20 protein-coding genes are annotated in these 21,947 nt (G+C 45.6%); 9 read left to right on the forward strand and 11 right to left on the reverse strand.

What is annotated here, in order from left to right:
* Positions 1–424 precede the first annotated feature (424 nt).
* The 3 genes from QUB13_RS23995 to btpA form a co-directional block, all read right to left on the reverse strand.
* Positions 425–2,530: a CHASE2 domain-containing protein gene (locus tag QUB13_RS23995; RefSeq protein WP_333385749.1), complete on the reverse strand. Its 2,106-nt coding sequence runs from the start codon at positions 2,528–2,530 to the stop codon at positions 425–427.
* 866 nt (positions 2,531–3,396) lie between these two features.
* On the reverse strand, positions 3,397–4,323 hold the full coding sequence (locus QUB13_RS24000) for a vitamin K epoxide reductase family protein (protein ID WP_333385752.1): 927 nt from the start codon (positions 4,321–4,323) through the stop codon (positions 3,397–3,399).
* Between the two features lie 244 nt (positions 4,324–4,567).
* Complete coding sequence (gene btpA / locus QUB13_RS24005) at positions 4,568–5,455, reverse strand: photosystem I biogenesis protein BtpA (RefSeq protein WP_333385755.1); 888 nt, start codon at positions 5,453–5,455, stop codon at positions 4,568–4,570.
* A 285-nt stretch (positions 5,456–5,740) separates the two neighbouring features.
* On the opposite strand from btpA, the gene QUB13_RS24010 reads away from it, so the two are divergent.
* Entirely contained in the window at positions 5,741–6,712 is a 972-nt protein-coding gene (locus QUB13_RS24010; RefSeq protein WP_333385759.1) for an SGNH/GDSL hydrolase family protein, read from the forward strand.
* 367 nt (positions 6,713–7,079) lie between these two features.
* Here QUB13_RS24010 and QUB13_RS24015 read toward each other — a convergent pair whose 3' ends face one another.
* Entirely contained in the window at positions 7,080–8,132 is a 1,053-nt protein-coding gene (locus tag QUB13_RS24015) for a Gfo/Idh/MocA family protein (protein ID WP_194008178.1), read from the reverse strand.
* A gap of 209 nt (positions 8,133–8,341) precedes the next feature.
* Between QUB13_RS24015 and QUB13_RS24020 the strand changes: the two genes are divergently transcribed.
* On the forward strand, positions 8,342–8,494 hold the full coding sequence (locus tag QUB13_RS24020; RefSeq protein ID WP_333385762.1) for a hypothetical protein: 153 nt from the start codon (positions 8,342–8,344) through the stop codon (positions 8,492–8,494).
* 9 nt (positions 8,495–8,503) lie between these two features.
* Here QUB13_RS24020 and QUB13_RS24025 read toward each other — a convergent pair whose 3' ends face one another.
* The 3 genes from QUB13_RS24025 to def all read right to left on the reverse strand — a co-directional run bounded on the left by QUB13_RS24025 (position 8,504) and on the right by def (position 11,073).
* Positions 8,504–9,841 (reverse strand): PrsW family glutamic-type intramembrane protease, encoded by a 1,338-nt coding sequence (locus QUB13_RS24025; RefSeq protein WP_333385765.1) that lies wholly within the window; start codon positions 9,839–9,841, stop codon positions 8,504–8,506.
* Positions 9,842–10,312: 471 nt separating this feature from the next.
* On the reverse strand, positions 10,313–10,513 hold the full coding sequence (locus tag QUB13_RS24030) for a hypothetical protein (protein ID WP_333385860.1): 201 nt from the start codon (positions 10,511–10,513) through the stop codon (positions 10,313–10,315).
* Positions 10,513–11,073, reverse strand: coding sequence for a peptide deformylase (gene def / locus QUB13_RS24035; protein ID WP_194008141.1), 561 nt, complete (start codon positions 11,071–11,073; stop codon positions 10,513–10,515). The genes QUB13_RS24030 and def overlap by 1 nt, the downstream gene beginning before the upstream one ends.
* A gap of 102 nt (positions 11,074–11,175) precedes the next feature.
* On the opposite strand from def, the gene QUB13_RS24040 reads away from it, so the two are divergent.
* Positions 11,176–11,688, forward strand: coding sequence for a DUF1648 domain-containing protein (locus QUB13_RS24040; RefSeq protein WP_333385768.1), 513 nt, complete (start codon positions 11,176–11,178; stop codon positions 11,686–11,688).
* A 94-nt stretch (positions 11,689–11,782) separates the two neighbouring features.
* Here QUB13_RS24040 and QUB13_RS24045 read toward each other — a convergent pair whose 3' ends face one another.
* Entirely contained in the window at positions 11,783–12,238 is a 456-nt protein-coding gene (locus QUB13_RS24045; RefSeq protein ID WP_333385772.1) for an aspartyl protease, read from the reverse strand.
* A 120-nt stretch (positions 12,239–12,358) separates the two neighbouring features.
* Here QUB13_RS24045 and QUB13_RS24050 point away from each other — a divergent pair, with 120 nt between their 5' ends.
* Positions 12,359–13,651 carry a pentapeptide repeat-containing protein gene (locus QUB13_RS24050; RefSeq protein WP_333385775.1) on the forward strand — a complete coding sequence of 431 codons (1,293 nt, stop codon included), beginning with the start codon at positions 12,359–12,361 and terminating at the stop codon, positions 13,649–13,651.
* 209 nt (positions 13,652–13,860) lie between these two features.
* A complete protein-coding gene (locus QUB13_RS24055) occupies positions 13,861–14,214 on the forward strand; it encodes a hypothetical protein (protein ID WP_333385778.1) in 354 nt (117 codons plus the stop codon).
* A gap of 180 nt (positions 14,215–14,394) precedes the next feature.
* Here the strand turns inward: QUB13_RS24055 and QUB13_RS24060 are convergent, their stop codons facing one another.
* Positions 14,395–15,039, reverse strand: a complete 645-nt coding sequence (locus QUB13_RS24060) for a TenA family protein (RefSeq protein ID WP_333385781.1) — start codon at positions 15,037–15,039, stop codon at positions 14,395–14,397.
* A gap of 183 nt (positions 15,040–15,222) precedes the next feature.
* On the opposite strand from QUB13_RS24060, the gene QUB13_RS24065 reads away from it, so the two are divergent.
* From QUB13_RS24065 to QUB13_RS24075, 3 genes are all read left to right on the forward strand, one after another.
* A complete protein-coding gene (locus tag QUB13_RS24065) occupies positions 15,223–17,160 on the forward strand; it encodes an ArnT family glycosyltransferase (RefSeq protein ID WP_333385783.1) in 1,938 nt (645 codons plus the stop codon).
* Positions 17,161–17,207: 47 nt separating this feature from the next.
* On the forward strand, positions 17,208–18,170 hold the full coding sequence (locus QUB13_RS24070; protein ID WP_333385786.1) for a glycosyltransferase family 2 protein: 963 nt from the start codon (positions 17,208–17,210) through the stop codon (positions 18,168–18,170).
* An 85-nt stretch (positions 18,171–18,255) separates the two neighbouring features.
* The gene (locus QUB13_RS24075) at positions 18,256–18,855 is read left to right on the forward strand and encodes a glutathione S-transferase family protein (protein ID WP_333385790.1); all 600 of its coding nucleotides are present in this window, start codon (positions 18,256–18,258) and stop codon (positions 18,853–18,855) included.
* Between the two features lie 66 nt (positions 18,856–18,921).
* On the opposite strand, the gene QUB13_RS24080 is transcribed toward QUB13_RS24075, so the two are convergent.
* Both QUB13_RS24080 and QUB13_RS24085 read right to left on the reverse strand, forming a co-directional pair.
* Positions 18,922–19,830, reverse strand: a complete 909-nt coding sequence (locus tag QUB13_RS24080) for a DMT family transporter (RefSeq protein ID WP_333385792.1) — start codon at positions 19,828–19,830, stop codon at positions 18,922–18,924.
* Between the two features lie 177 nt (positions 19,831–20,007).
* Positions 20,008–21,021: a Gfo/Idh/MocA family protein gene (locus QUB13_RS24085; protein ID WP_333385797.1), complete on the reverse strand. Its 1,014-nt coding sequence runs from the start codon at positions 21,019–21,021 to the stop codon at positions 20,008–20,010.
* A 436-nt stretch (positions 21,022–21,457) separates the two neighbouring features.
* On the opposite strand from QUB13_RS24085, the gene QUB13_RS24090 reads away from it, so the two are divergent.
* The gene (locus tag QUB13_RS24090; protein WP_193971396.1) at positions 21,458–21,757 is read left to right on the forward strand and encodes a ferredoxin; all 300 of its coding nucleotides are present in this window, start codon (positions 21,458–21,460) and stop codon (positions 21,755–21,757) included.
* Positions 21,758–21,947 lie beyond the last annotated feature (190 nt).

Here is a 21,947-nt window from a genome sequence, read left to right on the forward strand (position 1 = left end):
CTCAAAGTGAAAGGGAAGGGGGAGGGACTTAACGCCTCCCATGTCATGCAATAAATGACTATACTTTTACCAGCTATGAGATGCTCCAGCATAACCTCTATCTGTAGGGTGCGGGGTGTATGGAGCCTTACCCCTACAAGCAATAAATAATATCGTTTCCGGCTGCATCGTCAGGTGATAAGTTAAAGGGCAATTTATGAAAGATTTTTACAATTCGTTACCTATCTCGGCGCAATTTTCAGTTGTTCGATTCACAGTCAACAGTCAACACTCAACATCATGAGGAGTGCAACCGGAATTGATATAAAACTCTTTTTTGCCTCAGTCCCGATTTAGATGAGACGACAATCTCAAGTCATAAGTTTCATGATTTTTGTAAGTCTATCTAATGACGGATGACTGATGACTGATGACTAATGATAAATTACTCAAGAAATTGATATTGATTTTTCCCCCGTTCCTTAGCACGATACATTGCAGCATCGGCATTTTTGACTAAAATCTCTGACTCTTGACCGTCAGTTGGATATAAACTAATGCCAATACTTGTAGTTACAGAAACTTTATTTTCTTCTAAAAAAAAAGGCTGCACGATGGCATCGCAAATTTTTTCAGCTACCTTTGCAGCTTCCTCATTACCGGGAATTGCCGACAGGATGACTGTGAACTCGTCGCCGCCCAGCCGCGAGATGATATCGCTGCCGCGCAAGCATTGTCTGAGCCTGTTAGCAACTGATTTTAAGAGTAAATCGCCCACATTGTGTCCGAGAGTGTCGTTGATAGACTTAAATCCATCTAAATCTAAAAACAGTAAAGCTACCAATTCTTGATTGCAAGAAGCTCTTTCTAGAGACAGATGCAAACATTCGTAAAACATTTTACGGTTGGGCAAACCTGTAAGAGCATCGTGAGAAGCTTGGTGGCTGAGTTCAGCATTTTTTTTCTCTAGAGCGTCTTCGCGAAGTTTGCGCTCGGTAACATCTCTGATGGCTCCGACTAAAAATAAGTTTCCGGCTGCATCTTTGTGCAGGGTTCTTTTAGTCGCAATCAGATGCGTAATTCCGTGAGCATCGGTAAAATATTCTTCATTTTCTTGCGGCTGTTGAGTTTGCAATACTAATTCGTCTTGCTGCCAAAATATATCGGCTTCGGCTTGGGGAAATAAGTCGTAATCTGTGCGATGGGTTAAAATTTCCCAAGGATAGCCGATTAACCGACAATAGGCCTGATTCAACACAACCCAGCGGTGATTTATATCTTTGACAAAAATCGGGTCTGGAATTGTATCGATTAGCGATTGTAAAAATTCTTTAGAGCGTTTTAGTTCTTCTTGCAAGTGAGCCAGATAGCCGACAACTGCTACGCCAGAACCAAAAAGACTGAGGATTGCAGGAATTAATGGCAGCCACCAACCGTCTAAAAAAGCTAAGTATAAACTGGCACTCAAACCGAGACAGATACTTGACAAACACCCAGCCGATCGCCCGAGCGATCGCAACTTCCAGCTCACACTCGCTCCCACCCAAGACCACAGTAAAATCCACAGTAACTCCCCAGCCTCGGACCAAATATTGATACCTCCGCGTCCGTCGAGGGCAGCACTCAAAATTTGGCTCAAGAAATGAGCCTGAAGCTCGACTCCCGGTATGGGCTGGGGAGGAGCAAACACACCCGAACTGTAAGCATTTTGCTGAAAGTCTTTGAGGCTGGTGGCTGTTGAGCCGATCAAGACAGCGCGCGATCGCACAAAATCCGCCGGTACTTTGCCAGAAAGCACGTCACCCATCGATGCAGTGCGGAAACTGCCGCTCGGGCCACGCAGAGCAGCCAAAATTTGATAGCCGCGGCTGTCTGCTCGCACGTAAGCACCGTCATTCGGCTCAAAAGGTCGAAACACCCCCTTGCCTAACTGCAAGTATTTAGGATTGACAGTTGCTGGCTGAGGAGAAATCCCTTCGCCTTCGAGGTAAAGCAAAGCTAGTTTGAGCGCGAAGCTTTCATGAGTTTTGCCGTCTCCGGGCCAAGAGTAAAGCAAAGCTCGGCGCACTTTACCGTCAGCATCGATGACAACGTTGTTGAAACCGACGCGCGAGGACTCCTCAAGAACCGGAGGGGGCCGAACTCCAATCCTGGTTTCATCTGGCATCAACTCAATGCCAATTAAGTTAGGAATAGTTTTAAAAGTTTTGAGCAATTCGGCGTTACCCGGTTGAGTGGGCAAATCTCGGTAAACGTCGAGACCGATCGCCCGCGGCTTGCCAGCGTGCAATTTTTGCAGCAATTGGGCCAATACAGCATCGGAAATTGGGTAGCCGTATTTTTGCAAGTCAGCTTCCTTAATTTCTACAATCACGATGCGCGAGTCAATTGGTTCGGCTGGCCGCCCGCGCACAAAGTGGTCGAAAGCAGTCCATTCCCACACCTGCAAAAATCCGAACCAGCGCAGTACAATCACCGTACCGGCAACCGTACTGGCAGTAATCAATACTCTGCGTTCTCGATCGAGCCATTTTTTGATACTTTCTATCATAATTTTGGGAATTTTTGCCTCGCCTTTCGAGCATCTAAGCTACTACTACATATAGCTTTTATATCTTCTCGGCGATCGGCTCAGTCGATCCTGGCAAAATATCTCATTTGACAAGAGACTGGAGTTGCCTAAGTTTTTTATCGCACTTGGCAACCGCAGATTTCAGGCAGATAGACCCAGATAAACGCAGATAATTGCAGGAATTGAAAGCGAATTAATGCAATACCAGTTTAATGAGTCTGGAAGCAGAAATCCGGTTTTTTGATTTTATTTGTAAAATGTCTAGTAGTTCTACTATTTATAAAATTTATAATAAAGCTTGCTACTGCAAAAATGTTGGGCAGTGAAACTCTGGGTTTTTTCTGGATTTTTGAATATATCTGGTGCGGTTATATGAGATTGTTGGTCTTTCTGGAAGATGGTCGATTAATCTGCAGTTTAGGGAAATCTATTGCATGAAGGAATGATAATTGATTTTTTTTCAGACTTAATACTACAATACTTCCGAAAGTATTTTAAAATTCGCACCAACTAATGTTTAAATTTTTTTTATGGATTGTATAGCGGTTCTGACAAAAGTGAAGATAGCCCTATGCCCTATGCCCTATCCCGGATAGTACCTCATCTTTCTGAGAAAGGCTATAGATGCGATATTTTTGAGCGATTTTACAACAGCCGAAAAAGATTAGACCTCTTGCACTCATTCGCAGAGCAGATTAAATTATCTGCGTTTATCGGTATTTATCCGCTTGAAATCTGCGGTTTACCCATCAATTATTTATGCAAGAGGTCTATTAGCTAAGCTTTAAAAAGCCGGATTTTTCCTACCCAAAAAAATCTCACATCTCAACTCTCAAGCCTTGCTGTCATTTTTGAAAGTTGCGCGGGCCAGTGTAACCGGATAACTCAGCGAGTTTATCCAAAGTTTGTGTCCCCGAATAAAACTGACCTTGAATTTCCCAAGTAGGGAAACCTTTAATATTTGCAGCACCAGCTTGGCAAATTTCAGCGCGGGAATTTTGCCCTTTGGGATCGCATTCAAAATAATCAATTATTTTGGCTGCTTCTTTCCCAAACAGCATTTTTTGATCGTGACAGTGGGGACACCAGTAAGCGCCATATTCTTTAGCGCCGATTTGTCGGAGATGGCGGGCTAAAGCAATTTCTCCTGGCCCGGAGGTTGTGGTGACTGCTGGGGGTAAAATTCCGGGGGTAGCAGAAACAAAAGGAGCGGGTGAGCTGACGCTGTTGTATAGGGCTAAAGCGCCGATCGAACTCACCATCACCACCAAAATGCCTGTAAAAACTAATTGTCCGATATCTTCCCAGTCGCGGCCCACTAGCACCAGCACAAACAGCGATAGAGCAAATAAGGCGGAACTGATGCAGTAAATGCACAGATCCTTAATTTCAAAAGCCATCAAATACATCAAATAGCTGCTGAATATTAGCATCGCAGCGGTGATGATAAATAGGGCTTGCCAAGTCCAGTTTTCTAGTTGAGAATGCAGCCGTTTGTTGTTGTCAGGATTGACGGCTTTGGGAGCTAATGCCAGAATTGCGATGCTCAGGTATGCCAGACAACCTAATAAACTTAAAGGCACTGTGCCAAAGACGGTAGCGTAGGGACTGTTGAGAACTTTGTCGCAGCCGCTGGTGGGACAAATTACTGAGTTTGTTGTGAATTTAGCGATCGTCAGATAGGCCGTTTCTAGGACGCCGATGGCTGCGATGGCTGCCATCACCGTCCTAGACCAGCGATGAATCCAAGGGGTTGAACGTCGGCGAATCATTTTTTTGATTTGGGAATTATTAATTGTTGACTGTTGACTGTTAACTGTTGGCTGTTGGCTGTTGACTGTTGGCTGTTGGCTGTTGACTGTTGACTGTTAAGAGGGCGGACACGGGGGCCCCGCCCCTATTGACTGTTGCCAACTAACAACTAACAACTGCCAACTAACAACTAACAACTAACAACTAACAACTGCCAACTGCCAACTAACAACTGCCAACTGCCAACTGCCAACAATTCCTATTTTACGTTTTACTTCTGACTCTGCTCGGTTCCGGTGTTAGCCCTCTCGAACCATTAGCGTTTTTGTTTTCTTGTTCGAGCTCTTTCTCGGAAAAGCTGCGATGGGCGGCTTCTACAAATTGACTGACGCGGATGGGATCGATCGGTTGTTCGATGCGGCCGTTTCGCTTCAGCGAGCTCGACACAATTACTCCGTCTGCAGCTTGCATGAGGGTGGAAATGTTTTCCCACGATGCACCGCTACCGATGAATACAGGAGTTTCCCCCGCTGCTGCACTCGCAAGTTCTAAGTCTTCGAGATTGGGAGGGCTGCCGGTTGTCCAGCCGGAAAGAATTACGGCGTCGGCTAAGGCGCGCCCGATCGTCTCTGACACGGCTGTGGTCAAGTTGGAGCCTCCCAGGGGTCGCCCGTGCTTGACTAGCACGTCTGCTAATATTTTGACATCGCTTCCCAATTCCCGACGGTAGCGCAGGAGCTGGTGTGCTTGGCCTTCAATTAAGCCTTGGTCTGTAGCCATGATGCCGTTGAGGACGTTGACGCGGATGAATTGAGCTCCCGTGCAGGAGGCGATGGCGATCGCGCTGTGGGCGTCGTTTCGCAGCACGTTAACGCCGATCGGCAGTGTCACGAGATTTGTTAACCTCTCGACTACCAGAGTCATCGCACTGACAACAGCCGGATCTACGCTGTCTTTGGCAAAAGGAGCATCAAAAAAGTTCTCGACTATGATACCGTTTGCGCCGCCAGAAGCCAGCGCTGTAGCCTCTTGCTCGGCTCTTCCGATAATAGCTTTGAGGTTCCCGCCCCAGCGGGGAGAAGTTGGCAAAGGCTGTAAATGTACGACACCGATTATGGGATTCGGCGTTTTGAATATTTGTTTTAAGTCCACGGATTTTCCTGAAACCACCAAGTTCACTGACGGCTGACGGCGGATTTTGACGGTATATTCTAGAATTCTATATCCACGCGGGCGATTCCGCTGACTCGATCGCGCTGCAGAGTTGCTAAAAGCCTGAATTGGGCAGCATTTAGTCGATTTTCGATTCGGGTATTGCAGATTTTCGATTTACTGAAAGCGGGTGAATTACCGGAGGTTGAACAAAAGTCTCAAATTTTGCACTCTTTACCACAGATAGTACGTGGCACCGTATCCGTTTTAGATTGAGGTTAATCGTTGAAATTTGTTCTGATAATTTTGGCCCTCACCTGCGGATTGTGGGCAGCAATCGAAGTGCTGCTGCGGGTGTTGCTGGGTTTTGGCAATCCCTTGATTTACATTGCTGATGCGGAGTGCGGCTATTTGTTGGCGCCCAACCAGAGGGTGCGCCGTTTGCGAAACCGGATTGAGATTAACGAGTATTCGATGCGTACTGGAACGATCGCCCCACTCCCAGCCTCAGACACTCTGCGGGTTTTGCTGTTGGGAGATTCTGTCGCCAACGGCGGTTGGTGGACAGATCAGACAGATACCATCTCCGAAATTATGGCTCGCCAGTTGAGGCTGCAAGTACAAAATCTGGCAACCAATGCACAATTAAGTTCAAAAGTCAACTACTCAAAGTTTGAAATTCTGAATGCCTCAGCCAATTCTTGGGGGCCGAGGAATCAACTTGCTTACGCCCAGCGGTTCGGTGTTTTTGGGTCAAAAATTCTGGTGTTGCTGCTGAATACGGACGATTTGTTTGCATCTGCTCCTTCTTCTCTGGTGGTGGGGCGCGATCGAGCTTACCCGGATCGCCAACCGCTCTCGGCCGCGCTAGAATTATTGAGCCGTTACTTGCTACCTGCGGTGCCAGCGAGCCAATTAGCAGCAGCCGTAGCCAAAAGTGGCGATGTAGTCGGCTGCAACTTAGAAGCTATTCGCCAAATCCGAACAATAGCTGTATCGGCTAACGTCGAGTTTTTGCTAGCGGTGACTCCCAAGCGCCATGAATGCGGCGAGGGCCCTAGAGACTGGGAAGTCAAGGCTAGAGAGCGTCTCGCCGAACTTGTCACACAGGAGAAAATTACTTACATAGATTTTCTTCCTATTTTCAATTGTGCGGCGCAACTTGCAACTTTGTATCGAGACAGCATTCACCTAAGCCCTCAAGGAAATCAGCTAGTTAGCCAAACTATCAGCAGTCAAATAGTCGCTCTTTTTTAAGATCAAAAATTGTGACTTTAGCCAAAGATGGATAATTGCCCTCCCCCGACATAGGTTGTGGAAAGCAAAAAAAATTAAATTTTAGTTTAAGCCTGCAGATTGCATCTGTGGAGTCAACCTCAAATCTGAGATTTCAAATTGACAGTTTCATCTTCCAATAAAGGATGTGAAGTCAATCTCAAATCTCTCATCTAAAATTGACAGTTTAACCCAGCAGATTGCATCTATGGAGTCAATCTAAAATCTACAATCTACAATCTAAAATCGAGTGACATCGAATCCGGTTGCGCCCAAACAGTTACCCTATTCAACAAACAACAAACCCCAAACTGTCAAGGCACCCGGAAACGACAGAATTTGTCTCGATTTAGCTAACTTGCAAAGTAGACTCTAGCTTTTGTGGATACCAAGCTTGACCGTCGAGAGCCATTTGCTCGATCGAACTCGCAAGCCGCAGAGCTTTGAGAGCTTGTTCTCCTCCGACTGAAGGCTGATTTCCACCCCGCACGCAATTAATAAAATGCTCCAATTCTGCGTGGAGCGGTTCAATATTGCTGGTGTAAACTTTCTCGATCAACCCATCTTGACGGTAAAGCACCTGACCGTAATCTGTCACGTAATTGGCGGTGGTTTGTCGGTGAATCAAGATTTCGTTGTTAAGAAAATCTGCCTCTGTCAAAGAATTTTTGCAGTGAGCGGCGATTGAACGAAGTTTGCGGTGCGTCACCTTGCTTGCTGTCAGGGTGGCCACAATGCCGTTAGCAAAGTTCAGCGTCGCTGTCACGTAGTCTAAATAACCTGAATCTGATGCGCGGCTACCGCTAGCCGTCAATTTTACTACTTGAGAATTTGCCAATTCCAGAAGCAAGTCGATGTCGTGGATCATTAAATCCAAAACTACCGATACGTCGTTGGCCCGATCGGAATAGGGACTCATCCGGTGAGCTTCCAATGCCAGTAGCTCTTCAGTTTTCAGCACTTTGCCGAGTTCCTGAAAAGCTGGATTGAAGCGTTCGATGTGACCCACTTGCAAAATGCGGTGGGCTTCTGCAGCGGCGTTGACTAAAGATTCGGCTTCAGCAATGCTAGCTGCGATCGGCTTTTCAATTAAAACGTGAACCCCTGCTTGGAGACAAGACATCCCCACAGGGTGGTGCAGGCGAGTTGGAACGGCGACGCATACTGCATCTACGTGGGCGAGCAAATCTCGGTAGTCTTCAAAGAAGCGAACCCGATATTTGCTTGCTACATCAATTCCCCGCTCTACATTTATATCTGCAACACCCACGAGTTCGATATCTTTTAGCAAGCTCAAAACTCGCGTATGGTGTTGGCCCATATTGCCAACCCCAATTACCCCAATGCGGAGGGGTTCGGGTTGACTTCGCTTGACGAAAACGTTTGCGTATCCCAATGACATCCTATCTAGCACTCCTGGATTCTCCTCCACCACAGGAATCAAGCCCGTTGGCTTCCCTAAGCTACTCACAGCTCATCCAGATAGTACCACAGTCAAACTATTTGTGAAGAATTTCTAAGTTGGGCTGGGATTCTGGCTGTCAGCAATTACGCAGGCGCTACCTATGCACGAGAGCTTAATATTGCGGTATTTTTCTAGGAAATTACGTATTGACAAATATCATTATACATGATGGATATGCTGCGGGCGATCGCCTGGATGCCGCTGCCGAAGCAGTTCCCGAACTTCTCACCTTTGGAGGGACAGCTTTAGCATTGGTCGGTTTAAGCTGGTTGAAACACAAGAAAAAAACCGCTGTTTGATCTGCTAGTTCACTTTTCATAAAATATGCGAGTAGCAAAATTTTGCTCTCGATTCGGAGACAAAGCCCGAGCTTTCAAAATTGCGGCTACTAAAAACGCATAGGACAAAACTCCCACCAAGGCCAGCAAAAGTACGCTGACTGCTCCCGACGCATTCCACAATGCGTGAAGTGCGGAGGCGCTAAAATAACCTACGCCCAAAATTTGCCAGCGCTTCCGGGGTTTGAGGGCGCTCAAACCGATAAAATATCCCAAATAACCGCTGTAAGCCATGTGTCCGGCGGCGGAGCCTAAAATGCGGGGAATGAGCAATTGCAATCCTACTAATTGTCCGGCTTCTGGGCCTGCTTGCAGGGTGATATTTTGGATGATATTGGGAACGTATTGACCGAGAGTTTCTAGTAGTGTAAAGCCGACTGCTGAGGCACTTCCTAACAGAATTCCGTCTAATGGTTCCCAAACGCCGATGCGATCGCGCCAGGGATTTTTTAGTAAATTTCCCAGCAGCATTGCTCCCAAAACGGGCAGGGCTTTCAGCAATTCTTCCATTAGACCTGCCCCGAAGAACATTCTGATTAAAAAAGGTAAAAAACTGATTTGTTCGCCTTCTGCGGGCAAACGACCGGGTAAAATTTCTCTAAATACTAATATAAATCCAATCAATAAGGGGCTTAGCAGTATCAGGACTGTTGCTAAAGCGGTACCGAGCAATACCCACCAAGGTTTGTGTTTGCCGCACAGTTGATAGATGAAGTAGTAGGCTGCACCGGCTAGGTAGGCTGACAGCAGGAAGTTGAAGGCTGCGGAATTTCCGACGGCGAGAAACATTGACACGACAAAAATAACTGTCGCAATGCCTGGATATAAGTATGCTTTTTGGCTTAATTGTTTGCCGGTGGAGGCGATCGGGAATAATTGAGTTAAAGTTAGAGCGTCTTTTTCGGGCGGCTCAAAATTGACGGTTGAGGCCTGGGAGAATCCGGGTTTATTTTGGTGAGGGGTTGCGGAAGTTTCAAATATGAATTCAGGGCCGTCTTGACCGAGACTGATGCGATCGCCTGTTTGTAAAGTTTGGCAGCCTTGCAGTTTTTGACCGTTGATATAAGTTCCGTTAGCGCTGTTGAGGTCGCAAATTTGCCATCTCGTCAAATTACCCTGAGTCAGGGGACGGACTGCGGCGTGGCGGCGGGAAACCATGCCGTGGGCGATCGACTCTAGGGCTATGTCACAATTGCGATCGCGTCCGATCGCCACTTCCCCATATTCAGAAAGTAGGTACTTGGACGCTGGCGCTGCCACAGCGCCTTTGGCGGGCACTTGTCGCAAAAATCCGATTTCATTAGTCATTAGTCATTAGTTATTAGTCCAACGTCATTAGTCCAACGTCATCAGTCATCAGTCATTTTAGCCGCTCGCGAAACCGAAGGCTAGTCCAACGTCATTAGTTATTAGTCCAACGTCATTAGTTATTAGTTGATGTTATTGATCTGCAGTCTTGATAGCACAGCTATTAGTCATTTGTTCGCTGTTAAATGATGTTATTTATCCGCAATCTTGATTCCACAGTTATGAAATTTTAGGTTTTGAATAATGATTCATAACTGATAACTGATGACCAATGACTGATGACCAGTGACTAGCCTTCGGCTTCGCGAGCGGCTAAAATGACTGATGACTGATGACTGAGGGCGGGCGCGAGCCCTTTTTTGAGTCATTTGTATCATATATCCTTAGCTAAACCCGCCCGTACAAAATGCTAATGGCCAATGACTGATGAGTGATGACGTTGGACTGATGACGTTGGACTAATGACTCTGCTTAGAGATTTGCTCTAGCATCCTGAACGGCGGCATAGAAAAAGATGCCTGTTAGCGGTACGCTGAAGGCGAGAATGATACCAGTCACTAAATTGCCGAGTTGAGCGTCTCCCGAAGACAACTCAAAGATGGAGCCGACGGCGGCGATCGCAGTGATGCAAGAAAGAGCTAACAATAAACCACTTTTGGGAGTTCCTGCCATCATATTGATTTTACTGCCTTGGGCGAATATTTTTGCTTGACTAATTCTTCATTCAATGCCAGTTTGTTTTCTACTCTGTCTACAAACAGCACGCCGTTGAGATGATCGATTTCGTGTTGGATCACCTTAGACAGCAAGTCTTGAGCTTTGAGTGTTTGGGGGCGACCGAATTCGTCGCGGTAAGACACTTCAATGACTTCTGGGCGTTTGACATCAAAATAAACTCCCGGAATGCTCAAACACCCTTCTTGCAAGATGCAGACTTCGCTGCTGCTACTTTTGATGGTGGGGTTGATCAAAACCAATGGAGGTATCGCGGGATTGTCGGGTTCGCAGTCGATAACAATTACTTGTTTGTGGACTCCGACTTGGGGGGCTGCTAAACCGATGCCGTCGGCACTGTACATGGTTTGCAGCATTTCTCGGACTAACTGCCGAATTTCTGCATCGACGCTGCTGACACGCTTTGCTGGCTGCCGCAGGACGCGATCGCCTAAAGTGTGTATTGTTAGGGGCGGTTTTTCTAACTTTTTCTTTTCCACCAAAACCTGAACCGTCATAAAACCTCACGAGATTGTTTGAAAATCCCCAACGAAAGCTGTTGGGGGAGGAAATGGGAAGCAATACTATTATTTTCAATCTTAATCTAATTTTAAGTAGCCATGACTGGAAACACACCAAACCAAAGGCCTGTTAGATCCCTGGGGCTTTCGCCTGCTGATTTGGCGGTAGAGTTCGCCGGGGCGATCGCGATTGTGCTTGCTGTTTTGCCGATCGTAGAATTTTGGGCTGTTTTGCCCGATCGAATTCCAATTCATTTCGGATTTTCCGGGCAGCCTGATGCTTGGGGCGACAGGGTGACAATTTGGATACTGCCGGCAGTGGCTGCCATTATTTTTGTGGTTTTAACTGGAGTATCGCGCTACCCGCATACTTTTAATTATCCAGTACGGATTACCGAAGAAAATGCGCGCCGACAATATCTCCTAGCCAGAAGCCTTTTGGTTTGGCTGAAAGCGGAGGTTTGTTGGCTGTTTGCTTTTGTGGTGCGGCAACAAATTCTTGTGGCTTTGGGCAATGCTCAAAGGTTTAGTATGGAATTGCTTTTAGGGATAATTGTTTTGATATTTGCGACGGTTGGTTTGTATTTTTTCAAGGCTTATTCTGCTCGATAAATATACGCAAAAACTATTTTCTAACAAGGTTTGTAGTGATGACTTTAGTCCGCATCAATCCGAAAAATCGGATTCTTCACGACAAAATTTTAAACTAAGCCATCAGATATGTTTGTTGATTGTTCATCGGCAACACTCGCAACCGTCGATTTTTCAAATCTGGTTCTAGGCCTAGTTCTTCCATTGGAATCACGCCCAACAAAACAGCCGAAACGCCTTCGGGCAATTCCAGACAATCAAATCTGCCTTCTCTCCCCTCTACAATAATTTGAGCGCCTGCAAAAATTCGACCTTTTTTGATGCCGGCCGATGTTTCTACATCTCTTTCTCCTACTTGTTTTAAACCTAGTTGGCTAATAATGGGAGCTGGTAAGGAAAGCAGAGTTGCTCCGGTATCGACAACAACGTTATCGAGGTTGACAGAGCGAACTTCCTCAGCAGAAATAAATCCCCGTTCAGCCATAACCAGATCGATGAAATTCGTGACGGCGATTGTAGTGATTACTTGACCCATTTGTTTGCTTTGAAGATTGGGGAGTACCAGAGTCATATTATTTTACCTATTTGAGTGTCAATACTTGGATATTTATATTGTAATGCTATCTATAATCGTGCTTGATTGGTTAAAATCGTTTTAGCGATCGCCAAAAATTAGAATTTGCCTCAACGCATGACACCAGAACAAAACTCTTCTCAACCCAATCCTCCTGATTCCAACGTGACTGTAGAAAGTCCTAACGGTGCGAGCCCTGCTGTCCCACCAGAATCAGCAACAATCGTTGCTAATGTTGAACCGACAAAACCGCTGCCTCCGACTCCAACCCGCAGGGTTTTTGCGCCGATACAGCCGACACAAACGACTGCTGAGATGTCGGGTTCGGTGCTGACGCTGGCGGCGACGGCAGCAATGATTGTAGGGCTGGCTAACGATAGCATTTGGATCGGCTTAATTGGAGCCGTCGGTGCGATCGGCATATCGCTGCGGATGATCTGGCCGAGTTGGGGCAAAATCTGGACGCAGGTAATTCCGCCGACTTGGCGCACGCTGATCGTCTCCTGCTTCGGGCTTTTAGCTGGAATCGTTGGCTTGCTGATGCTTAGCGGTACTAACACTGCACCGGGAAGCCGCAACATCGAAATCAACTGGGACGCTATCGGAGCTCTCGGCGAGTTAATCGGCGCTTTGGGGCAAATTTTGATTGCAATTTTGGGCGTTTACGTAGCTTGGCGGCAGTACGTAATCTCGAAGGATTTGACGATTCAGCAAAATCGAATTACGCAGCAGCAAACTATTGATGCTTATTTTCAAGGGGTTTCCGATTTAGCCCTTGACGAACAAGGGTTTTTGGAAGATTGGCCCCAGGAAAGGGCGATCGCCGAAGGCCGCACCGCTGCGATTATGAGCAGTGTGGATGCTGAAGGTAAGGCGAAAATTCTGCGGTTTTTGTCGCAGTCGAGATTGGTGACTCCTCTGAAGCGCGATCGGCTTTTGGGCCGCGCCATCCTTGACGGCGACGGCGGCTACGCAGAAGACAGATCTCACGGTATCCGTGTCATCGATTTAAACGTGATGTTAGCCGGTGCTAACCTAGCTGGCACCGATTTGCGGTGGACTGAGTTGAGCGAAGCCAACCTTGTCCGGGCCAATCTCAGCAAATGCGATTTAGTCAAAGCCAACCTTTCGCGCGCTATCCTGTACGATGCCAAGCTCGATCGTGCTGACATGAAAGCGGCGATATTATTCTACGGATCACCAGAAACTGCATCTCCTCGCAGCCGCACGGAATTTCCCAACTATCAAACGGGCGAATATACCGGCGCGGTGGTTGAACGCGCTGATTTCACGGCTGTCAAGCGACTGTCAGAGGCTCAGCGCTATTACTGCTGCGCTTGGTGTGGCTCGAAGTCGAGAGACACTATTCCCGGCGGCTGCGAAGGGATTCCCAATAAACTCGGACGTTAAAATTAGCAGTCCCGCTGTACTTACGTATAGCCTTTCTGTGCTCTGGTATGAGGTACTATCCGGGATAGGGCATAGGCCTCCGTGGGCATAGGCCTCCGTGGGCATAGGGCATACCTCACTTTTGTGAGAATCGCTATACATATTTGGCGCTCGCGATCGCAGCGGACTATAGTTTAATTTTCCATCGACAGTTTTGCGCTGTTTTGGCCATGAGCAATACTGATTTAGCGGTTTTAGCGCTAGAAGTAAGTCCGCGTCTGGAACGCAACAAAAGCAGGGATGGAGGGATTTTTGTCACTGCTATGTTGTTTCTGATATCGTTTCCGATAGCATCGGAATTATATATTTTAATCATTGATAGTGCGAGCATCCCCGCGAGCGATCGACTTCGCTCTTCGGGGACGATCGCACTATATAATTCCAATGCTACCGGATTTGATATGAGTCGATCGCTAATTGCGATCGGGACGCAGCTAATTGCTCCTTTAATCTCCCAAAAACCCTCGGTGTATGCCCTTCCTTCCCAAAAGCGGTTGGGAATTGTTTTCCCACTGGGACGGTAAATGGTACGTCCAAATAGCTACTTCTGGCTACAGCTACGCAAATAACGGGGATCATAATTCTGTAGCTTTTTATCCGCTATTTTCTTTACTCATGCGCGGATTGATGACTTTCGGAATACCAGTGGAAGTAGCAAGGGTATGAATTAACTCTTTGGCATTTTTGGGTGCATTAGTGCTGGTCTACTTTTGGGTAGAACAATGATACGATATTTCCCACGCTGCCTGAAAAAAGTCTCTTTCGCACAGCATAGCGTAGCGATAGGTTGATTCTACTTCCGGCGTTGTGTCAGCATAGCGATCGACCAAACTTTCCAATTGTTTTGCTAAAATCTCAAACTCAGGGCTGCTATAGGTAGAAATCCACTCGCTCAAGGCGTGTTCCGGTATATTAGGTTGAGCTAGCTGCTGTCCCAAAAAAGCATACAACCGCAAGCAAGGAGTCATCGCCACTACTGTCAAACCGACACCGCTTCCCCAGGCTGTTGCTAATAAAAAATCCGTGTAGCGGCGGGTAGCACTTCCCGGTTTAGCCTCTTGCAAATTTACACCCCATTTCGCTGCATATCCTTGGTGTAAGCGAAGTTCTTCTAAAACGCCGCTGCCCAGATTGTGGAGGATTTCAAACCCATCCCAGTCGGATGCTTTTGCCGCAGCGATACTGTAAGCCCGGGCAAATGCTCTCAGAAAAAATGCGTCTTGTGCAACGTAATATGCAAAACTATTTTGGGGGAGGCTGCCCTCAGCAATGCCTCTGACAAAGGGATGTTTCAGACAAGCTGCGCTTAAGTCTTGATTGGCTTGCCACAGATACTTAGAATTTGTCATATTTTTTTATTTATCGGTGATGGTGTTCATTCAGTTGACAGTTGACAGTTGACAGTTGACAGCACTTGACAAAAGAAGGAAGAGGATTGGAGTAATAAATAGTCTGATTTTAATTGATCCCGATCAGGATTCCGGCTTTAAACCAATTCTTTCTGATAACTTTTAAAGTGCGGCTCGACATCTATGATAACAGATATATTCGGCTTGATTCCATTGGTGGCTCTAGGCATTTTGTTCCTCAAATTTAAGCAAATAGATAATTGTTGGCGCAGCGCTATTCTATCCGCAGCAATTGTTTGGGGAGTTATTGTTGCTTTATCTACCGAAATTTTAAGTTTATTTAGGTTGCTGACTTTTGAGTGGGTGTTGGGGCTGTGGTTGCTAGCAAATATTCTAGGTTTGATGGTTTATCTAAAATATAAACCTGTCAAACTAAGTTTTGAGAAAAGTCAAGACGAGGAATTTTCTACTGTCTTAGCGGGGTTGCTAGGCGGTGTATTGTTTATTTTTGCTGGGGTGGGTTTGATTGCTGTAGTTGCACCGCCTAACAATTGGGATTCGATGACTTATCACATGAGCCGGGTTGCTCACTGGATGCAAAACCGCAGTGTCGAGCATTATCCGACTTCTTACGTGCCGCAGTTGTATCACCCGCCGGGGGCTGAGTTTGCGATTATGCACTTTCAGATTTTAAGCGGAGGCGATCGCTTTGCTAATTTGGTACAGTGGTTGAGTATGGTGGGCAGCGCGATCGCAGTTTCTTTAATTGCCAAGCAACTAGGTGCTAATCTGCGGGGTCAAGTTTTTGCAGCAGTCTTTGCTGCGACTTTGCCGATGGGTATCCTCCAGGGTTCTAGCACTCAAAACGATTATGCTGTGTGTTTCTGGGTTGTGTGTTTTGTTTGCTGCGGTTTAGCAGGACTCTGGGCCGGAATCACGGGATTTAATACTTTCCAAATCGGTGCGAGTTTGGGTCTAGCTCTCTTGACAAAAACGACCGCTTATATATTTTGTTTGCCTTTTATTGTTTGGTTTATTGTCGGAGGAATTAAAGGCTTTCGGGGGAAAATGCTCCAACCAATATTGATTATAGCCACTGTAACTTTTCTGATAAACTTTGGTCATTTTTGGCGAAATTACGATCTGTTCGGTTATGCGATCGGAGCGCCTGAAAGTTTTACTAAAGAATATAAAATTGAAGCAATTACGCTGCCAACGTTCCTGTCAAATGTCATTAGAAACTTAGGTATGCAAGCCGGCACGAGGATTTCCAGAATTAACGGTGCGATTGTGGGACTGATTAACGTGCTGCACCGAATACTGGGCGTAGCGACAAACGACCCGCGCATCACTTGGCCTCCCGGACAGGTATTTGCGATCGCCACACCGTCATTTAATGAAAACACAGCTACCAATCCCATTCACTTCTGGCTGACATTTGCCGCCATCGCACTTATATTTAAAACCCCAAATTTAAGAAAAACAAAAATAGTAGTAACTTATTTAATTTCTGTAATAATGACATTTTTACTGCTATGTCTTATCCTTAAATTGCAGCCTTGGCATGGCCGCCACCACCTGTCAATATTTGTATTGTTTTCGCCCATATTTGGATTAGCATTATCGCAATTATCAAATCAAAAAATAGCAAATTATCTGGCTACGATTCTGATTGTCATGTCGCTACCTTGGATTTTTTACAACCAATTTAGACCTCTCCTGGGAGATAGTAACATTTTTAATAGCAGTAGACACGAGCTTTACTTTACCAATCGGCCGAAGATCGAGGTGCCGCACAATAAAGCAGTAGATTTTGTGAAATCTCAAAACTGCACCAACATAGGACTGTCATTTTGGGCTAAAAGTGTCTGGGAATATCCCTTATGGGTAATGCTTCCAGAGCCGGGAAAACCAGCACCTCGCATCGAACACATTTCGACGATTGATCCTATTGTTAAGCAAAAACTCAACTCGGAACCTTACAAAAGTTTTATCCCTTGTGCGATAATTTACTCTCCTACAAAAAATGACGGCAAACAAGCAAAAGAGATAATAGTCAAAAATCAAACTTACATACAAAAATGGTCGATGGAGCCGCTGAGCGTGTTTGTGAAAAAATAAACTGTTGATTTAACTGTTTAACCCCTGATTATACAACAGAAAGTCAGATGAAAAATAGACCTAAATATTCCTTAATAATTCCCATCTATAACGAAGAAGAAAATCTCCCTGAATTGTACCGGCGAATTAGTGGGGTGATGGAGCGCCTGGACGGGCCAGTGGAATTAATTTTAATCAATGATGGTAGTCGCGATCGCTCTCTCGACATTTTGCGAGAATTGCACGAACAAGACTCGCGAATTTGTTACCTCAGTTTTGCCCGCAATTTCGGCCACCAAATAGCTGTAACCGCTGGTTTAAATTTTTCTACTGGTCAAGTTGCAGTCATCATGGACGGCGATTTGCAAGACCCGCCAGAACTGATTTTAGAGATGATAGAACAGTGGCGCAGCGGGTATCAAGTTGTTTATGCCCAGCGCACTCATCGCCGTCAAGAAAGTTGGTTTAAGCGGTTGCCAGCTTATATGTATTATCGCATTTTGCGGAATCTGGCTGATGTTGATATTCCGATAGATACGGGGGATTTTTGTTTGATGGATAGGTGCGTGGTGGATGTGCTCAACGCAATGCCGGAACGCAACCGTTATATTCGGGGGCTGCGCGCTTGGATTGGTTTCAAACAAACTGCTGTTAAGTTTGAACGAGATCCGCGTTTTGCTGGCGATGTTAAGTATACTTTCAGCAAATCTTTTGCTTTGGCGATGAACGGTTTAGTTTCTTTTTCAAAAGTGCCTCTGCAACTGTCGATTTATTTGGGTTTGTTTTCGGCTTTGGTGTCTATTTTAATGGCTTTTTTGGTTTTGTACTGGCGTCTTTTCTCTCCGAGTACGGCCTTAACTGGTTTGACAATTATCATTATGGCAATTTTCTTTTTGGGTGCGGTGCAGTTGGTGAGTATTGGGATTTTGGGTCAGTATATCGGGCGGATTTACGAGGAGGTGAAGGGGAGGCCGCTTTATACGCTGGCTGAAGTGGCTGGTTTTTGCGATCGCCCAAAGTCGCCTAAATAATCTTAGCAAACAACAGTTAACTAATTGTGCCTAAATTCTATGAATTTATGATATAATTTAACACCATAAAATCTCCTCAAGACTCGTGTTTAAACTTTACGAATATTCTCCGTCAGGCAATTGCTACAAAGTTCGCTTGCTTTTAACTCAGCTCAATATTCCGTTCGATCGCACTGAAATTAATATTCTCCAAAAAGAAAGTCGGACACCCGAATTTTTGGTCAAAAACCCTAACGGCCGCATTCCTGTTTTAGAGATTGCACCGGGTAAGTTTCTGTTTGAATCCAATGCGATTATGTTTTACTTGAGCGAAAAAACTGAGTTTTTCCCCAACGATAAATTTGAACGGGCTCAAGTGATGCAATGGTTGTTTTTTGAACAGTACAGTCACGAACCTTACATTGCAACTTCCAGATTTTGGATTTCTGTGTTGGGAAAAGCTGAGGAATATCAAGCAGCACTTCAACAAAAAAAAGCGCCCGGTTATGCCGCTTTGGGGGTGATGGAACAGCATTTAGAAAAAAATGACTTTTTTGTAGGCGATCGCTATTCTATTGCTGATATCGGTTTATTTGCTTACACTCACGTTGCTGGCGAAGGCGGATTTGATTTGACTCGGTTTCCGGCAATTCAAAATTGGATCGGTAGAGTCAAAAATCAGCCTCGATATATCAGCATTACATGAATCTAGGGTGCACCTCGCACTTGAGCTAATTTAAGCTTTGAAAAACCACAAAAAAATTAGTTCGCATCACAAATCGGCTGCTTGCTGAATTGATGCTTTTTTCCCTACTGCTACACAGATCACAACTAAACAAGCGCTGCCTAGGGCGATCGGTTCTATAGTTTCACCAAGCAAAATTGCCGATGCTAGAATAGTCAAAAATGGTTGCAATAACTGAATTTGCCCTACCCTGGCAACTCCGGCAATAGCCATCCCTTGATACCAGGCAAAAAATGCTACAAATTGACTGATAATACTCACATAGGCAAAACCCAACCATGCCGTCGGTGCAGCTATTAATCCATGTTGTATGACTACAAATATTGTAGGCAAAATCTCGAAGGGAGCGATAATGATCAATGCCCAACTAATAACTTGCCATCCGCCTAAAGTCTTAGCTAATTGCCCACCTTCGGCGTAACCAAAAGCAGCAGCAATGACTGATGCAAATAAAGCTAGATCTGCGGCTTGGAGTTGCCCTGCACCAGTAATAATTCCAAAACCAACGACGGTTAGACTCCCGGCGATACTAGCAATCCAAAAACTAGAAGATGGGCGATCGCCCGATCGCAAAACTCCCCCTACTGCTGTTGCTAAGGGCAACAATCCTAATACCACAGCACCGTGGGCTGCCGGTACTTGCTGCATTGCCCAAGCTGATAATAGCGGAAATCCCAAAACAACTCCCAATCCGACCATTAATAAACTCCACAATTGCGGTTTGGAGGGAATTGGTTGATGCGTTATCCGCAGAGTAAAGGCTGCTAGTATAGCTGCTACTAATCCGCGCCCTAAACCTACAATAATAGGGTCTAAATCCTGTACTGCAGCTCTGGTTCCTGGAAGTGTTAAGCTGAAACCAACTACGCCTAGAAAACCGTAAACTAGCCCAATTGTTTCTGGCTCAAATTGATGAGAGTTCCAGGGTAATTTCATTTTTAATATATTTGTTAGGTCAGATAACGCTCGGCGGTTGATACCGCTACTATACAGATAAAACTAGCCTCCGCTGGTTGAATAGCAGGCAATTAAAATTACGTTGTTTAATGCAGTCTACTGAGAGAGAGGAAAGTTTGTATAAACATGATTTCAACCGCCGTTTGATCGGAATAGTTATGAATTGTCGATCGCCAATTTTTGATTAGTTTCGCTCGATCGCTTCGCAGCATCCGCCACCTTCAAAGCGTACAAGCTACTTGTATTATTGACATACAACGGCGTACCGTTTAGCAAACAGTCTAACACCACCTCGGTATCTTTGGCAAACAAACCGCGCCGCGTTCCTACTTTGATGGTTTGTCGATTTTCTCCTTGAATTAATTGACCGGATTCGGGAGTAAAAACCAGTGTTCCTGCTTCTCCGTAGATGGTAAAAATGTTTTCCGACTGCCAAAAAGTCTCTCCTTTTCCGTAAACAGCTTCCGCGAGAACGCCATTGGTGAAGCGTAACTGTGCGTTGCACAAACAAGCTTTGTAGAAATCCGGCTGAGTGTCCCAAAATTGAGTTTGACAGTTAACGCTTGTCACTTCTCCGAACAAGTCTGTAAATCGGTGCAGTCGAGAAATTGCACCGATTAATGGAAAACCAAATAGGGAATGTTGAAAAGTCCAGCGCTTAGGTACTGAACGCTGAGAGGTAATTGTAACGTAGCGGGCATAAAAAACTTTACCGACTAATGGCAAAGATTCTTTGATTGAGGAGTGCAAACCGCCTAACAATTCGATGTGTTCGATGTGGAGGAGTTTTTGCTTTTGGGCGGCAAGTTCGATCGCCCTTTCGCCCTCAGATAGTTCTAAAGATAGAGGATATTCCACCACAACGTGCTTGTCATTTTCCAGGGCGGCGAGGACGATCGCCCCGTGATCGCGGTTCACCGTACAGACAATTACCAAATCTAAATCGTCTCTTTCTACCAGCTTGCGCCAAGAAACCGCAGCTTCGGCGCCGAAAGTTTGGCAAAATGCTGCGGTTGTCTCCTGGTTGTGCCCCGCAACTGCTACCAAGTTCGATCGCGCGTCAGCTACCAGCGTCTCGGCTCTCAACTTAGCCGCAAAGCCAGTACCCACAATCCCGACGCGAATTGGGGAATTTAGGGAAAAACCAAAGCCAGCATTAATTTGAGTCATAGGATTTAGATTTTAGATAGTTACAGACTTGCGGTGTAGGGGTTTAGGGTTTTATTGCCCAAATTTTAGGCACAGAAGACCAACTCAAGCAAGCTTTGCGGAAAGTCGATCGACAAACCCCATAGCAAAAAACGGTTATTTGGACTGTAGGGCTCAAAACAGGATTTTTAAGAGAAACCCGGTTATTTTGCGTAAGTCTTGCAGCAACAGTATCACAAGGCTGAGCCGCGCATAGGTATAAGTAATCAAGATGAAATTAGAAAAAGTTATAACGAATCCCATTCAAATTTTTTGTAAATGAGTGTTGCAAGCTTGCTTCTTTCCCCTAATATCATAAAGGGAACGAACCTAAGAGTTAATCTCAGAGCTCATATAGCCTTGAAGGTTGCATTAGGAAAAATTATCAATATTGTTGAATTTTTGAGAGGATTAGTGCATGGCAACTTACAAAGTTACCCTCATCAGCGAAGCCGAAGGAATCAACCAGACCATTGACGTTGATGACGATACTTACATTCTAGATGCTGCCGAAGAAGCAGGACTCGACCTCCCGTATTCTTGCCGCGCTGGAGCTTGCTCCACCTGCGCCGGCAAAATCACATCAGGCGAAATTGACCAATCTGACCAATCTTTCTTGGATGACGACCAAATCGAAGCCGGATTTGTTTTGACCTGCGTCGCTTATCCTAAGTCTGATTGTACGATCGAAACTCACCAAGAAGAATCTCTTTACTAAGTAAGGATTTTCGGCGCGATGCGTTAAGTAACCCGGTTTCTTGTTTTCGTAATTGAGCTATTTCAGCTTAATTACGTTAAGAAACCGGGTTTTTGCGTTGAAACACGGCGATAAAGATCGGACGTGCGGTTGAAATCGCCCGGTTTTCTTGTCCCAAGCGTGTTGTCTTATAAACCAATATGCTTGGGTT

Source organism: Microcoleus sp. B4-D4, from assembly GCF_036705185.1.
GTDB lineage: Bacteria > Cyanobacteriota > Cyanobacteriia > Cyanobacteriales > Microcoleaceae > Microcoleus.

Bases quoted from the DNA above. Each gene is read 5' to 3' on its own strand.
- QUB13_RS23995 (WP_333385749.1), bottom strand. From the start codon at position 2,530: ATGATAGAAAGTATCAAAAAATGGCTCGATCGAGAACGCAGAGTATTG.
- QUB13_RS24000 (WP_333385752.1), bottom strand. From the start codon at position 4,323: ATGATTCGCCGACGTTCAACCCCTTGGATTCATCGCTGGTCTAGGACG.
- QUB13_RS24015 (WP_194008178.1), bottom strand. From the start codon at position 8,132: ATGTCATTGGGATACGCAAACGTTTTCGTCAAGCGAAGTCAACCCGAA.
- QUB13_RS24025 (WP_333385765.1), bottom strand. From the start codon at position 9,841: ATGACTAATGAAATCGGATTTTTGCGACAAGTGCCCGCCAAAGGCGCT.
- QUB13_RS24030 (WP_333385860.1), bottom strand. From the start codon at position 10,513: ATGGCAGGAACTCCCAAAAGTGGTTTATTGTTAGCTCTTTCTTGCATC.
- def (WP_194008141.1), bottom strand. From the start codon at position 11,073: ATGACGGTTCAGGTTTTGGTGGAAAAGAAAAAGTTAGAAAAACCGCCC.
- QUB13_RS24040 (WP_333385768.1), top strand. From the start codon at position 11,176: ATGACTGGAAACACACCAAACCAAAGGCCTGTTAGATCCCTGGGGCTT.
- QUB13_RS24045 (WP_333385772.1), bottom strand. From the start codon at position 12,238: ATGACTCTGGTACTCCCCAATCTTCAAAGCAAACAAATGGGTCAAGTA.
- QUB13_RS24050 (WP_333385775.1), top strand. From the start codon at position 12,359: ATGACACCAGAACAAAACTCTTCTCAACCCAATCCTCCTGATTCCAAC.
- QUB13_RS24055 (WP_333385778.1), top strand. From the start codon at position 13,861: ATGAGCAATACTGATTTAGCGGTTTTAGCGCTAGAAGTAAGTCCGCGT.
- QUB13_RS24060 (WP_333385781.1), bottom strand. From the start codon at position 15,039: ATGACAAATTCTAAGTATCTGTGGCAAGCCAATCAAGACTTAAGCGCA.
- QUB13_RS24065 (WP_333385783.1), top strand. From the start codon at position 15,223: ATGATAACAGATATATTCGGCTTGATTCCATTGGTGGCTCTAGGCATT.
- QUB13_RS24070 (WP_333385786.1), top strand. From the start codon at position 17,208: ATGAAAAATAGACCTAAATATTCCTTAATAATTCCCATCTATAACGAA.
- QUB13_RS24080 (WP_333385792.1), bottom strand. From the start codon at position 19,830: ATGAAATTACCCTGGAACTCTCATCAATTTGAGCCAGAAACAATTGGG.
- QUB13_RS24085 (WP_333385797.1), bottom strand. From the start codon at position 21,021: ATGACTCAAATTAATGCTGGCTTTGGTTTTTCCCTAAATTCCCCAATT.
- QUB13_RS24090 (WP_193971396.1), top strand. From the start codon at position 21,458: ATGGCAACTTACAAAGTTACCCTCATCAGCGAAGCCGAAGGAATCAAC.